General features: G+C 72.6%; 12 protein-coding genes and 1 pseudogene. 7 read left to right on the forward strand and 6 right to left on the reverse strand.

The window, feature by feature from the left end; all coding sequences use genetic code 11:
* Positions 1-7 precede the first annotated feature (7 nt).
* Positions 8-553: an EF-Tu/IF-2/RF-3 family GTPase gene (locus ACQPXG_RS00835; protein WP_433465646.1), complete on the forward strand. Its 546-nt coding sequence runs from the start codon at positions 8-10 to the stop codon at positions 551-553.
* Positions 554-651: 98 nt separating this feature from the next.
* Here the strand turns inward: ACQPXG_RS00835 and ACQPXG_RS00840 are convergent, their stop codons facing one another.
* The gene (locus ACQPXG_RS00840) at positions 652-1,848 is read right to left on the reverse strand and encodes an RNA-guided endonuclease InsQ/TnpB family protein (RefSeq protein ID WP_433465647.1); all 1,197 of its coding nucleotides are present in this window, start codon (positions 1,846-1,848) and stop codon (positions 652-654) included.
* 238 nt (positions 1,849-2,086) lie between these two features.
* Between ACQPXG_RS00840 and ACQPXG_RS00845 the strand changes: the two genes are divergently transcribed.
* Positions 2,087-2,965 (forward strand): endonuclease/exonuclease/phosphatase family protein, encoded by an 879-nt coding sequence (locus ACQPXG_RS00845; RefSeq protein WP_433465648.1) that lies wholly within the window; start codon positions 2,087-2,089, stop codon positions 2,963-2,965.
* A 14-nt stretch (positions 2,966-2,979) separates the two neighbouring features.
* On the opposite strand, the gene ACQPXG_RS00850 is transcribed toward ACQPXG_RS00845, so the two are convergent.
* The 3 genes from ACQPXG_RS00850 to ACQPXG_RS00860 all read right to left on the reverse strand — a co-directional run bounded on the left by ACQPXG_RS00850 (position 2,980) and on the right by ACQPXG_RS00860 (position 5,505).
* The gene (locus ACQPXG_RS00850) at positions 2,980-4,536 is read right to left on the reverse strand and encodes a long-chain-fatty-acid--CoA ligase (protein WP_433465649.1); all 1,557 of its coding nucleotides are present in this window, start codon (positions 4,534-4,536) and stop codon (positions 2,980-2,982) included.
* Positions 4,537-4,623: 87 nt separating this feature from the next.
* On the reverse strand, positions 4,624-4,794 hold the full coding sequence (locus ACQPXG_RS00855) for a hypothetical protein (RefSeq protein WP_433465650.1): 171 nt from the start codon (positions 4,792-4,794) through the stop codon (positions 4,624-4,626).
* A gap of 51 nt (positions 4,795-4,845) precedes the next feature.
* Entirely contained in the window at positions 4,846-5,505 is a 660-nt protein-coding gene (locus ACQPXG_RS00860) for a hypothetical protein (protein ID WP_433465651.1), read from the reverse strand.
* 144 nt (positions 5,506-5,649) lie between these two features.
* On the opposite strand from ACQPXG_RS00860, the gene ACQPXG_RS00865 reads away from it, so the two are divergent.
* Together ACQPXG_RS00865 and ACQPXG_RS00870 are read left to right on the forward strand one after the other, a co-directional pair.
* Entirely contained in the window at positions 5,650-6,381 is a 732-nt protein-coding gene (locus tag ACQPXG_RS00865) for a response regulator (RefSeq protein ID WP_433465652.1), read from the forward strand.
* Complete coding sequence (locus ACQPXG_RS00870) at positions 6,378-7,493, forward strand: sensor histidine kinase (RefSeq protein ID WP_433465653.1); 1,116 nt, start codon at positions 6,378-6,380, stop codon at positions 7,491-7,493. The genes ACQPXG_RS00865 and ACQPXG_RS00870 overlap by 4 nt, the downstream gene beginning before the upstream one ends.
* Before the next feature lie 11 nt (positions 7,494-7,504).
* Here the strand turns inward: ACQPXG_RS00870 and ACQPXG_RS00875 are convergent, their stop codons facing one another.
* The gene (locus ACQPXG_RS00875; RefSeq protein ID WP_433465654.1) at positions 7,505-7,858 is read right to left on the reverse strand and encodes a hypothetical protein; all 354 of its coding nucleotides are present in this window, start codon (positions 7,856-7,858) and stop codon (positions 7,505-7,507) included.
* Between the two features lie 210 nt (positions 7,859-8,068).
* Here ACQPXG_RS00875 and ACQPXG_RS00880 point away from each other — a divergent pair, with 210 nt between their 5' ends.
* From ACQPXG_RS00880 to mptB, 3 genes and pseudogenes are all read left to right on the forward strand, one after another.
* A complete protein-coding gene (locus ACQPXG_RS00880) occupies positions 8,069-8,404 on the forward strand; it encodes an STAS domain-containing protein (RefSeq protein WP_433465655.1) in 336 nt (111 codons plus the stop codon).
* A 140-nt stretch (positions 8,405-8,544) separates the two neighbouring features.
* A complete protein-coding gene (locus ACQPXG_RS00885; protein ID WP_433465656.1) occupies positions 8,545-9,276 on the forward strand; it encodes a glycosyltransferase family 2 protein in 732 nt (243 codons plus the stop codon).
* A 290-nt stretch (positions 9,277-9,566) separates the two neighbouring features.
* Positions 9,567-10,169: pseudogene (gene mptB, locus ACQPXG_RS00890) on the forward strand (polyprenol phosphomannose-dependent alpha 1,6 mannosyltransferase MptB); the annotation flags it as partial.
* 481 nt (positions 10,170-10,650) lie between these two features.
* Here mptB and ACQPXG_RS00895 read toward each other — a convergent pair.
* The gene (locus tag ACQPXG_RS00895) at positions 10,651-12,885 is read right to left on the reverse strand and encodes a hypothetical protein (protein WP_433465657.1); all 2,235 of its coding nucleotides are present in this window, start codon (positions 12,883-12,885) and stop codon (positions 10,651-10,653) included.
* Positions 12,886-12,950: the final 65 nt, after the last annotated feature.

Consider the following 12,950-nt stretch of genomic DNA (forward strand, 5'->3'; position numbering starts at 1 on the left):
GTTCCTCATGCCGGTCGAGAGCGTCCTCACGATCACCGGGCGCGGCACCGTCGTGACCGGGGTCGTGGCGCAGGGCGCGGTCCGGCTCGGGGACGCCGTCGAGGTCGTCGGGCTCGGCGACACGTTCGGCTCCGTCGCGACGGGGCTGGAGACGTTCGGGCAGACGATGGACCACGCCGAGGCCGGCGACAACACCGCGATGCTGCTGCGCGGCGTCAAGCGGGACCAGGTCAGGCGCGGGCAGGTGATCAGCGCGCCGGGCGCGATCCGGCCGCATCTGCGGTTCCGGGCCCGGGTCCGGGTGCTGACCGCCGGTGAGGGCGGGCGGTCCAGGCCGTTCTTCCACGGCTACCGGCCGCAGTTCCACTTCCGCACGACGGACGTGGTCGGCGGCATCGACCTCGGTGAGGGCGGCATGGCGCTGCCCGGCGACTCCGTCGAGATGGCGGTGGAGCTGGGCAAGCCGGTCGCGATGACCGAGGGGCTCGGCTTCGCGATCCGCGAGGGCGGCCGGACGGTCGGCGCCGGCACCGTCACCGCGCTGCTCGATTGAGGAGAGGGCTCCGGCATCCGCCGGGGCCCTTACCCTTGCTCGGTTGACATCCTCCCCCTCGTGAAGCAGTGAACGAGGGGGATTCCAACTGCGATCGTCTACCCCGTGAGGGGCAGGTCGTGTCGGGGTTCACGGTTCACAGGCCTGCCCAGCGGCGGGCCTCCCCGTGCAGCGACCGCATGCCCTGCGGCCGTATCGCGAATGTTGCAGGCGGCGTTCACGTCGGCGTTGACCCGATGCCCGCAGGCCACGCACGAGAAGACCGCTTGGCTCTTGCGGCTCTCCCCGGCGGCATGCCCGCAGGCGTTACAGGTCCGCGAGGTGTTACGCGGATCGATCTTCACCACGCGGCCGGGCGCCTTGTCCTCCAGCCGCCGCACCAAGCCGCCCCACCCGGCCGCCAGGATGCCCCGGTTCAGCCCGGCCTTCTGAGCCACGTTGCGGCCCGGCGCCTGCACCGTCCCGCGTGCCGAACGGGTCATGCCCCTGATGTTGAGGTCCTCGACGCCGATCACGTCGAACTGGCGGGCCAGGTCGGTGGAGGTCTTCTCGATCCAGTCTTTGCGCCGGTCGGTCTCGCGGGCTTTCAGTCGGGCGATTGCGGCCTTGATCCTGGCGCGCCGCTTGGAGCCACGCTGGGCGTGGGCGAGTCTGCGCAGCAGCCGTCCCAGCCGGGCCCGCTCGGTCTCCCGCAGGCCGGGCACCTGCAGCAGGTCCCCGGTCGACAACGCCGCGGCCACAGCCACGCCGCGGTCCACCCCCACGGCCTTGCCCGTGCCGGGTGCGGGGATGGGGTCGGGGATCGCGGCGAACGCGCCATGCCAGCGCCCCGCCCGGTCCCGGGTGACCCGGAATGATCTGGCGGTGTCGGGGACGGGCCGGGACAAGCGGAACCGCACCCACCCCACCTTCGGGATCTTCACCTGGCCGACCCGCCGCGACACTCGCCGCACGTCGCCGGGCTTGACCGCCACGATCCGGAACCCCTCATGCCGTCCGGCCTTGCGCCAGGTGGGGCGCCGGTGGGTACCGGCGAAGAAGTGGGCCATGGCTTGGTGGAAGTCCTTGAGCGCTTGCTGCTGCACCGTCACCGACCCCGCCTGCAGCCAAGCGAACTCCGCCCGCGCCTGGGTGAGCTGGCGGCACTGCGCGGCGAACCCCGGCGCCGACCCGCGGCCTGGCCGCCAGCAGGCATGCTGCTCGATGCACAGGTTCCACACGAACCGGGCGTGCCCGCAATGCTCCAGCAGCGCCTGTTCCTGCACAGGTGACGGCTGCAGACGGTAGCGGGTCATGTCCGGAAAGCTACCGGCCGCCTCCGACAAACCCCGGATCGACAAACCCGGAGAACATCGTGCGGCACTGTGCCGCGTTTCCTTCCCGTCCTGACGGACGGGGCCTCAACGCCGAAGGCAACAGCTGATTTCTTCCGGCCCAGGTGATCGAGCGGTCGCGAACGGCTGGCGGACACGATCTTGATGTGGTGAGATTCCGACGTCACCCCCCGCAGATTCCCCCCAATCTGGAGAACGTGTGCGATCCCCCCGCGCCCTGATTCCCCTGCTCTCGGTCTGTGCGGCCGCCGCGGTCGTGGCCGCTGCCGCCACCGGCGCCAGTATCGAGGGCCTGCCGGGCGGCGGAGGACCCGCCCACGCCGACGGTGCCGCCCCGCGCCCCGCCGCCGTGACGATCAACGCGATGAGCTGGAACGTCTGCGCCGGCCCCGGCTGCCCGTCCGGGGCGGCGCCCGACCGGCTCGCGAAGGAGATCGCCCAGCGGATGCGGGTGACCGAGGTCGGGGGGCGCAAGGTCAGCACGAACGCCGTCCTTCTCCAGGAGGTCTGCGAGGGACAGGTCCGCACCTTCAAGAAGACGCTGGCCAAGTGGACATGGGCGTTCGCTCCGTCCCCCGGCAATCCGGCCTGTGCGCAGGGGCAGGGCGACCTCGGCGTGGCCATCGGCACCGACGCGCCGCTCACCGAGCACCGGCAGACCAAGCTTCCCGCTCCAGCCGGCCAGGCGCGCATCGCCCTGTGCGGCGAGGTCCAGTCCTGGGCGACCCGCGTCTGCGTCACCCAGCTCGGCACGTCCGAGGACGGCCAGTGGCGCCGCAAGGAGGCCGGCGTCCTGACGACGCTCGCCGGCTCCGGACGCGTCCTCGTCGGCGGAGACCTCGCCGACCGCCCGGAGAGCCCGTCGCTCGACCCCCTCTACACGGCGTACGCGGAATGCGACCAGTCCGGCTCGTCCCGGGTCGGCGCGATGACCCGGCAGAACTGGCAGGGCACCGCGGTCGAGAAGACCGACTACCTCTTCATCACCAAGTCGGCCGCCGTCTCCTGCAGCGTCCCCCCCGCCCCCACCAAGACCTCCGACCACCGCCCCCTCTCAGCGGTGGTCCGCTACCAGTAACCGCCCACGACCGCCTAGTGCACTGCGCGGTCTTTCCCCTGCCAGTAGGGGGCGCGGAGTTCGCGCTTGAGGATCTTGCCGGTCGGGTTGCGCGGGATCTCGGCGCGCCGCTCGACCGTGGTGGGGCACTTGAAGTGGGCGAGGCGTTCCCGGCAGTAGTCGATGATCTCCTGGTCGGTGACGTCGCCGGACGCGACGACGATCGCCTTCGGGGTCTCGCCCCACTTCTCGTCCGGGACCCCGATGACGGCGCAGTCGCCGACGTCCGGGTGGCCCATCAGGACGTTCTCGACCTCGGCGGGGTAGATGTTCTCTCCGCCGGAGATGATCATGTCCTTGACGCGGTCGTGGATGTAGAGGTAGCCGTCCTCGTCGAGGTAGCCGGCGTCGCCCGTCCGGAACCAGTTGTCCGCGGAGAGGGCGGTCGCGGTCGCCTCCGGCATGCCCCAGTAGCCCTTCATGTTCTGCGGGGTCCGGCAGAGGATCTCACCGACCTGGCCGGCGGGGACCTCCTCCTGGGTGCCCGGGTCGACGATCTTGAGGGTGGTGGTGGGGTTGGGCAGCCCGGCGCTGCGCAGCCGGTGTGCGTCCGGGCCGTCCGGGTCGTGGTCCTCGGCGGGCAGCATCGTGATAGCGCCGGTGACCTCCGTCAGCCCGTACACCTGCATGAAGCCGGCGTCCGGCAGCATCGCCATGGCGCCGCGCAGGACGTCCTCGCTGATCGGGGACGCGCCGTACAGCATGAGCCTGAGGCTCGACAGGTCGCAGGCGGTGACCTCGGGGATCAGCGGCATGAACTGCAGCAGCACCGGGACGAGGAAGATGTGCGTGACCCGGTGCCGCTCGATCCCCCGCGCGATCGCCGTCGGGTCGGGTTCGCGCGTGAGGACGCCGGTGAGGCCGTTGTAGATGACGGAGATCGTGAGCACGTTGCCGGCGACGTGGTACATCGGCATCGCGACCATGAGGATGGACGACTCCTCGATGCCCCACTTGTCGTTGGTCGCCGAGAGCGACGCGAGGAAGTTGTCGTGCGTCAGCATGACGCCCTTGGGCAGGCCCGTCGTGCCGGACGAGTACAGCTGGACGAACACGTCCCCCGTGTCGGGTTCGTACTCGGACGTGGAGTCGGGCGCGGCGTCGATCCAGGCGGTGTAGTCCTGGTAGGCGGGGCCGGGGGGGTCGATGACCGCCGTGTGCGCGGTGTGCTCCAGCTTTCCGGCGATCGCGTCCAGGACGGGGACGAACTCGGGGCCGACGACGAAGACCTTGGCCTGCGCGTTGTTGACGATGTAGGCGACCTCGTCGGGCGCCAGCCGGTAGTTCACCGGGACCTGGGCGGCGCCGATCCGGGCGGCGCCGAAGAGCAGTTCGGCGTATTCGAGGGAGTTCTTGTCGAGGATCGCGACCCGGTCGCCGGGCCCTACACCGGCGGCGGACAGGGCCACGGCGACGCGGTCCACGCGCCGGTCGAAGTCGCGGTAGGTGATCTCCTGGTCGCCCGCGATGTACGCGACGCGATCGGGATTCGCAAGCGCGCGTTCGCGCAGCACTCCGTCAAGACCTGGCACGATGGGCCCCTTCGCCGATGACCGCCTGGTTGTCCCGGCATCATGCGGTCACCCGCGACGCGGCGGCAAGGGGAACCGGGCGCTCGCCTAGCGGCTTTTCGACATCTTGGAGACCGCGGTCACGGCGAGTACCACCACGACGGCGATGAGTCCGATGAAGAAGAACATCTTCAGCATCGAGAAGATCGCGCCGATCACGGTGACCCCCAGCCAGATCGCGAGGATCACACCGAGGATGGTCAGGATCGTCTTAGCCATGTCTCCACGGTAGGCGTTCGCCCCGCCGGGGTCATCACTCTCGGGAACGACCTAGGCCCCGCCGTGCGGCGGAGGCGCACCCTGAGGCCCCCCAGGGGCCGGACCCTGACCCGGGCCAGGGGCGGGGCCGGGCGGCTGGTACGGCGCGGGCTGCTGCCCGGGGAACGGGAGCTGCCCGGGAGCGGGCTGCTGCGCGGGGAACGGCGGCCCGCCGGGCCCGCCGAACGACCCGCCCGGCGGGCTCCATTGCTGGGAGGCGGCGCCGCCGGTCTTGGCCGTCAGGACGCGCAGTGTCGCGAGCCCGCCCGCCACCGCGCACGCGAGCAGCTCGTACGCCTGGAACCGCGTGAAGGCGGGCTTCAGCACGTCCGTGATCAAGCCGTCCGGCGCGCCCCGCAGGGAGAGCGTGACGCCGATGATCACGCCGATCCGCACTCCGACCTCCATCGCGACGAACGCGGAGACCGCCGCCAGGATCGGCGCGAGCGGCCCGCGAGGCCGGGTGAGCAGCACCGCGGCCCCGAGGACGAGGCCGGTGAACAGGCACGCGATCAGGAAGAAGGCCGTGGACGTCCGGAAGCCGACCATGGTGGGCGACACCCACGCCCGCGCGGTGATGAAGACGGCGGCGACACCGGTGGCAAGCGCGCCGCCGATGAGGATGAGTGCGATGACCCCGCCACTGGAGGTCGCGGTGCGTGTTTGCGCCATTGGGCTATTAAAGCGACGTTCGTCCGATCACGCAGGTCGCCCGGCCCCCGGAACGACGTGTCACTTCTTACAACGCCATGTCACTTCTTACAGGGTGATGACGGGACGGGAGCAGCGGGCCCTCGGCGGCTTAGCGTGAGAGGGGTGAACTCCGTGACCCACGCCGGCCGCATCCTGGTGGTCGACGACGACCCCACGGTGGCCGAGGTCGTCGCCCGCTACCTTGCCCGTGACGGGCACGAGGTCGTCTGTGTCGCGGACGGCCGGGCCGCCCTCCGCAAGGCGGTCGACCAGCCGCCCGACCTGGTCGTCCTCGACCTGATGCTGCCCGGGATGGACGGCCTGGAGGTGTGCCGGCGGCTCCGCGAGACCTCGACCGTCCCGATCGTCATGCTGACGGCGCTCGGCGCTGAGACGGACCGGCTCATCGGGCTGGAGACAGGAGCCGACGACTACGTGACGAAGCCGTTCAGCCCGCGCGAGCTCGCGCTGCGGGTCCGGTCGGTGCTGCGGCGGGCGCGGGGCGCGCTCGTCCCGGCCGGTCCGTCCGGGCCGCTCCGCGACGGCGACCTGATCGTGGACGTCGGCGCGCACGAGGCGCATCGCCGCCGCCCCGGCGGGCCCGGGGAGCGGCTGGCGCTCACGTCCCGCGAGTTCGACCTGCTGGCGTTCCTGCTGCGCCATCCCCGGCAGGCGTTCACCCGCGACGAGCTGCTGGAACGCGTCTGGGACTGGACGTTCGGCGACTCGTCCACGGTGACCGTCCACGTCCGGCGGCTCCGCGAGAAGATCGAGGACGACCCGGCCGCGCCGCGCCGCATCGTCACCGTCTGGGGCGTCGGCTACCGCTACGAGCCCGCCGGGGACCCGCGATGATCCCCTTCGAAGACCTGCTCTGGGTCGTCTTCTACGCGGCCCTCGCCGCGTTCGCCGTCGCGGCCGTGACCCTCGGCGTCCTGCACGTGCTGCGCGGACGCTCGGTCGCCACGCAGCTCACCGTCGTCGGCGCGGCGACGGTGCTGGCGACGATCTCCGGCATCCTCGTCATCTCGTTCATGATGCTGCTGAACGAGCATGACCGGTCGGTCGTGCTCGCCGTCGTGACATCGGCCGGCCTGGTCGCGATGGCGGTGTCGTACCTGCTCGGCCGCCGGCTGGTGGCCGCGAACCGGACCCTGGTCGAGGCGGTCCGCGCGGACCGGTTCCGTCCCCCGTCCGCGCACCTCCCGGCCGAGCTGGCCGAGCTCTCCCGCGAGCTGGAGGCCGCCTACGACCGGCTGGCCGCCGCGCACGAACGCGAGCAGACCCTCGAAGCGAGCCGCCGCGAGCTGGTCGCCTGGGTGAGCCACGACCTGCGCACCCCGCTGGCCGGCCTCCGCGCGATGGCCGAGGCCCTGGAGGACGAGGTCGTCGCGGACGAGAAGACGATCAACCGCTACCACGGCCGCATCCGGGTCGAGGTGGAGCGGCTGACCGAGATGGTGGACGACCTGTTCGAGCTGTCCCGCATCCATGCGGGAGCCCTGCGCCTGTCCCGGGAGCGCGTCGGCCTCGCCGACCTGGTCGCGGAGGCGGTCGCGGGCGCCGAGGCGCTGGCCCGCGCGAAGGGCGTCCGGCTGCGCGGGGACGTCCGCGCGGGCATGCCCGTCCAGGTGGACGCGGGCGAGCTGGGCCGCGCGCTCCGCAACCTCGTCGTCAACGCGATCCGGCACACGCCGAGCGACGGCGCGGTGGAGGTCATCGGCGAGATCCGCGGCGGCGAGGCCCGGGTGACGGTGGCGGACGCGTGCGGCGGCATCCCGGAGGACGACCTGCCGCGCGTGTTCGACGTCGCGTTCCGCGGCGAGGCGGCGCGCACCCCGGGCGGCGGCGCCGGCCTCGGTCTCGCGATCGCGCGGGGGATCGTGGAGGCCCACGCCGGCAGGATCGGCGTCGCCAATGACGGCCCCGGCTGCCGCTTCGAGGTCCGCCTCCCCCTCACCGTCTGACGGGCGGCCGATCAGCGGTCGAGGGCGTCGGAGATGGCGCGGTAGGTGGGGCAGGGCCAGCGGGACATGCAGGCGCGGCACCGGCGGATGGGGCGGTCGGGGTCGCTGGTGATGCCGCCGGACTCCTGCGGGCGGTGCAGGTCGATGAGGCGGAGGCCGAGGTCGGCGAACGCGATGACCTCTTCCCGGGCACCGGCGAGGAAGGCGAGGTCCTCGCGGGACAGGCGCGTTCTGATGGGGACGAAACCGTTCTTGTTCACCAGGCGGGACAGCACCTGGGTGGAGGTCCGCCACGAGCTGGACTTCGCCGAGCGCGTCCGGATCGTCTCCAGCCGCTCGCGCAGTCGACCATGCCGCTGTTGCACCTGCTCAGCCTCTCCTACTCGGGACGCCCGTGCGGTGCGAACTCGCCAGAACGGCGGGCGGCCGCAGACCTGGAATCGCGACATTACGGTGAGTAGTACTCAAAGCGTGCGGGACTGGCAAGGCGGCGACACGCCCCGGAAACACCCAAGGCGCAGGGGAGTTGGCGAACCGCCTGGCCCGCGGGCCGTTCCCGAGATAGTGTGCCGCTCGTGGAGCTAAACGTCTCGACCACGTCGCAGGGAGGTCACGCCGTCGTCACGGCGACCGGTGAGCTCGACCTGTACACCGCGCCCAGGCTGCAGGCGGCCCTCGCGGGACTGCTGCGCGACCAGGTCGACCGCATCGTGGTCGATCTGAGCGGCGTCGAGTTCTGCGACTCGACGGGCATGAACGTGCTGCTTGCGGCCATGAAGCGGCTCAAGGAGCAGGGCGGCGCGCTGGAACTCGCCGCCCCGCGCCCGGCCGTGAAGCGGATCCTGCAGGTCACCGGGCTCGACACCGTGTTCACCGTGACCGACGCCGCACCGGTCCTGGACGCCGGCTGACCCCTGCGACGAACGATCCGACCGGGCCGCGGCCCCGCGGGTGAACTCCCGGGGTCGCCGCGCGGTCTCGCCGGTAACGGGTTGAGCCGTTCCCGGCGCCATGCGGCATCGCCCGCCCTTCGCCGACTACGATCGCGGATATGCAGGACGTAGCGGTGATCATCCCGGCCAAGGACGAAGCCGATCGCATCGCGGCCACCGTCAAGGCCGCGCAGCAGCTGCCCGGCGCCGGACTCGTCGTGGTGGTCGACGACGGCTCGTCCGACGGCACCGGGCGGGTGGCCCGCGACGCCGGCGCGCGGGTCGTGCGGCACAGCCGCAACCGGGGCAAGGGCGCCGCGATGGAGAGCGGCGCCGAGGCCGTCCGGCTCCTGGACGAGGGCCACGACCAGCCCCGCCACCTGCTGTTCCTGGACGCCGACCTCGCCGACACCGCGAGCGAGGCGGCCCCCCTCGTCGAACCCGTCCGGGCCGGCGACGCCGACATGACGATCGCGGTGTTCACCACGACGGTGAAGCTCGGCGGGCACGGGTTCGTCGTGCGGCTGTCCCGCGACGGGATCCGCCGCGCCACCGGCTGGGAGGCCACCGCGCCGCTGAACGGGCAGCGCTGCCTGACCCGGGCCGCGTTCGACGCCGCGCTGCCGCTCGCCGCCGGGTTCGGCGTCGAGACCGCGCTCACCATCGACCTGCTGCGCGCGGGTTTCCGGGTCACGGAGGTGGAGGTGCCGCTCGCGCACCGCGCCACCGGCACCGACTGGCGCGCCCAGCTGCACCGCGCCCGCCAGTTCCGGGACGTGGCCAGAGCGCTCGCCGCGCGCGAGCCGGCGGTGGCCAGGGGGCTGGACCGCCTGCGCGGCAGCCGCCCGTGACCCGTCTCGGGACGGGCGGGCTGTGGGGGATCGGGGCCGGCGTCGCGTGCTTCGCCGCGACCGCCCTGCTCGGCCCGTCGGTGTTCGAACCCGGGCTGGAGGGCCCGCGCGGTGAGCCGCCGTACGCGCTGAACGCCCACCCGTCGCCGTACCTGGTGATCGGCCTGGTCGTCACCGGCGTCGTCGCGAGCGCGCTCGGGCTCGGCCTGTGCCTGGCGGCCGTCCGGAAGGGCTGGCGGATGCGGGCCCTGCCGCTGGTGGCCGCGGGCCTGCTGGCCGCGGTCGCGTTCATGTTCATGCCGCCGGTCGGGTCCACCGACCACCTGAACTACGCGTCCTACGGGCGGATGGCGGCGACGGGCCACGACCCGTACCGGACGAGCGCCGACGACCTGCCGAAGGATCCGGTCGCCGGGGCGCCCGAGGAGTGGCGGACGACACCGTCGGTGTACGGGCCCGTCGCCACCGGCGGGCAGGCGTTCGCCGCGTGGATCGGCAGCGGCTCGGTCCGGCTGACCGTGTTCGTCCTGTCGGTGCTGAACACGCTCGCGTTCGCGGTGACCTCGCTGATCCTCTACCGGACGGCCAAGAGCGAGGAACGGCGGCTCCGCACGGCGCTGCTGTGGACGTGCAACCCGCTCGTGCTGTTCCACCTGATCGCGGGCGCGCACAACGACGTCCTCGCGATCGCGCCGATGGTGGCGGCGCTCACGGTGCTCGGCGGCACGGTCGCCGGCCGGACGGGCTGGCTGCGCGGCCTCGCCGCCGGGGCGCTCGCCGGGCTCGGGACCGCGATCAAGCTGCCCGCCGCGCTCGTCGCCGGCGGACCCGCCTGGGCGCTGCTCCGCCGGACGTGGACCGAGCGCAGCCTGCGGCCCATCGGCGCTCTGCTCGCGCTGCTCGGCGGCGGCCTGGCCGTCACGGCGCTGTCGTACCGGCTCGCCGGTCCGCACGCGCTCGACCAGGTCCGCGAGGCGAGCAACATGGTGTCGTTCGCGACCCCCTGGCACCTGCTCGACGAGTCGCTCGGCCGCGGCTCGCAGCGGAACATCATCAAGACGGGCTCGATGCTCCTCGGGCTGGTGCTGTTCCTGCTGCTGATGCGCGCCCTGCCGAAGGAGGACCCGCCGGGCGGGCGGGACGCGCAGGACGCGGAGAACCGCCGCGTCGCGGTCGCGATCGTCCTCGCGTGGCTCCTCGCCGCCCCCTACGCCCTCCCCTGGTACGACGGGTTCGGCTGGGCGCTGCTGGCGCTGCTCCCGTGGACGCGGATCGACTGGATCCTGCTCGCCCACACCACCGCGCTCAGCTTCGCCTACCTACCGGCCCGCGCACCCGCCCGGATCCGGCTCCCGGACGACCTGGAGTGGCTGTTCACCGTCGTTCGGCCGACGGTGATCCCGTGGACGCTCCTGGCGATTCTGACGGCTCTGGTGGCGGCGTGTCTGCGTTCCTCAGATCGATCTCCAGCGACCGGAGCCCCGCGGCGAGCATCAGCGGGGTCGCCAGGCTGAACGCCACCGACAGGATCACCACACCCGAGTCGTTCACCAGCGTGCCGATGACCCCGACGGCGAGCGCGCAGATCAGCGCCGGGCGCATTGTCAGGCTGTGCTCGTAGGCGCCCTGCAGCAGCGACACCCGCCACCGCGTCGGCCGCGCCAGGACGAAGAACAGGAACACGACTGCGGCCGCCAGCGCGAGCGTGTACGGCCAGTACCCGAGGCTGTTCAGCATCGCGTCGAACTTGCGGGTGACGACGCCCCAGGCGTCCCCGTCCATGAGGTCCTGCCAGAACCGGCCGAGGTGCGTCGGGTTGGCGGACTGCGCGTTCAGGTACGAGATGAACAGCACGAGCACGACGCCCGCGAGGAAGAACACGCCGAGCTTCGGCGCCGACACGCGCTTCCCGGCGACCATCAGCCCGAGCATCGCGAACGCGGGGACGATCGCCAGCACCCCGCCGAAGTCGCTGCCGAACGCCGGGAGCCCGTCCACCGCGACCGTGAACGCGCCGATCGCCGCGACGATCCCGACCGCGACGGCCTTGCGCTCCCGGCGCAGCGGGTACTCCGTCAGCCACGCCGCCGTCAGGATCGCGGCGACGGCGAACAGCGAGAACGCCTGGTTGCCGAAGCCGTAGAACCGCCCGGCGACGAGGGCGGTGTAGCCCATCAGCGTGTTGAGCTGGAGGGACGAGCCCGTCATCACGTCCACCGCGAGGACGAGCGCGGTCACCCCGGTGATCACGAGGCCGGGGACGACCGTGGAGCGGCGCCATGGCCCGGCGAGCGCCACGCCCGTCAGCAGCCCGCCGAAGCCGAGCACGGTGCAGATCAGGACGGCCGTCGGATGCTCGGCCCGCCACCACGGCAGCAGCCCGGCGAGGAACGACGCGCCCGGAGCCGCCCCGCCCAGCAGCGCGATCACGCGGGTTCCGCCCAGTATCCGGGCCCGCGAGCGGCGGTCGCCGCCGAGGCGCCGCAGCGCGAGCACCGCGACCCCGTACAGGACGAGCTGCGTCGCGAACAGCACCCAGTAGAACGACGTCTGGACGTTCCGGATCGCCTGGGCCGCGACGTCCTCGTCCATGAGCGCGTCGACCCGGTCGTGCGCGGAGGCGGTCGACGGCTGCGCGCGCCACACCGATCCGACGGCCTGCTTCGGCTGCTTCAGCCCGAGCAGCTTCAGTGTCGTCGCCGTGAGGTCGGTCAGCGTGACCAGGCCGTCCTGCCGGGTGGCGCTCGACGTCATGTAGCCGGGCTCGTACGGGCCGCCCTTCGCGACCGCGACGCGCAGGTGGGGGTTCACACCGGTGTCGGACAGCCCCGCGACCAGGACGGTCGTCCCCTCGGGGAGGCCGGTGACGACCTGGCCGACCCGGCGGTCCGCGGCGGCCGCCGCGGCGGCGCGCTTCTCCTCCGTCAGCGGGACCTGGTCGCCGTGCGGGTCGACGCCCGCGTCGATGTAGCCGCGGAACAGGTCGTCAACGTCGACCGCGGCGAGCCGGCAGCGCGCCCAGTCGGCCGCGGTGACCTTGTCGGGGGACTCGACATAGCGGTCGACCCGTCCGCCGCCGTTGCCGACGCCGAACACCGCGCCGGGCCCGACCGCCATCGTGCAGCCGCCCGTCTCGTGGACGGCGTCGCCCAGCAACCCGATCTGCGCGTGGTAATTGGTGCCCGCGTTGTCGCTCTTGATCGCCGGCCAGCCGGCGGCGACGGCGCCGCCCGTGGGCGGCGGGCCGGTGGGGGAGTCCTGCCCTGGCAGGATCGGCGCGGACGGCAGCGCGCAGTCGCCGTGCGGCAGCCGGGAGCGCTGCCCCGCCGACAGCGTCAGCCAGCCGTCGGTCGGGCAAGTGTTGACCCGCGTCGTGCGGACGCTGAGGCCGGCGGCGGAGCCCTGCGAGGTCAGCCCCCACAGGGCGGGGGTGTCCTTCCGGGTGATGTCGCTCCACATCAGCCCCGGAACACCGATGATCACCACGCGCCCGGTGGGCGCGGACCCGGCCGGGGTCCCGGCATGGGCGGCGGACGGCCCGAGGACGGCGGTCAGCACCGTGACGAGGGTCGCGAGGAACATGGTGATCTTCGTTCCCCGGGGAGTCATGGCGTTCAGGTTACAAGAGCCCCACCATCGGGTAGGGGCCATATCCTGCGGCTGTGGACGGTCTC

It is taken from the genome of Spirillospora sp. CA-128828 (genome assembly GCF_050945415.1).
Classification (GTDB): Bacteria; Actinomycetota; Actinomycetes; order Streptosporangiales; family Streptosporangiaceae; genus Spirillospora.

Bases quoted from the DNA above. Each gene is read 5' to 3' on its own strand.
- ACQPXG_RS00895 (WP_433465657.1), bottom strand. From the start codon at position 12,885: ATGACTCCCCGGGGAACGAAGATCACCATGTTCCTCGCGACCCTCGTC.
- ACQPXG_RS00855 (WP_433465650.1), bottom strand. From the start codon at position 4,794: ATGGCTAAGACGATCCTGACCATCCTCGGTGTGATCCTCGCGATCTGG.
- ACQPXG_RS00835 (WP_433465646.1), top strand. From the start codon at position 8: ATGCCGGTCGAGAGCGTCCTCACGATCACCGGGCGCGGCACCGTCGTG.
- ACQPXG_RS00860 (WP_433465651.1), bottom strand. From the start codon at position 5,505: ATGGCGCAAACACGCACCGCGACCTCCAGTGGCGGGGTCATCGCACTC.
- ACQPXG_RS00870 (WP_433465653.1), top strand. From the start codon at position 6,378: ATGATCCCCTTCGAAGACCTGCTCTGGGTCGTCTTCTACGCGGCCCTC.
- ACQPXG_RS00885 (WP_433465656.1), top strand. From the start codon at position 8,545: ATGCAGGACGTAGCGGTGATCATCCCGGCCAAGGACGAAGCCGATCGC.
- ACQPXG_RS00840 (WP_433465647.1), bottom strand. From the start codon at position 1,848: ATGACCCGCTACCGTCTGCAGCCGTCACCTGTGCAGGAACAGGCGCTG.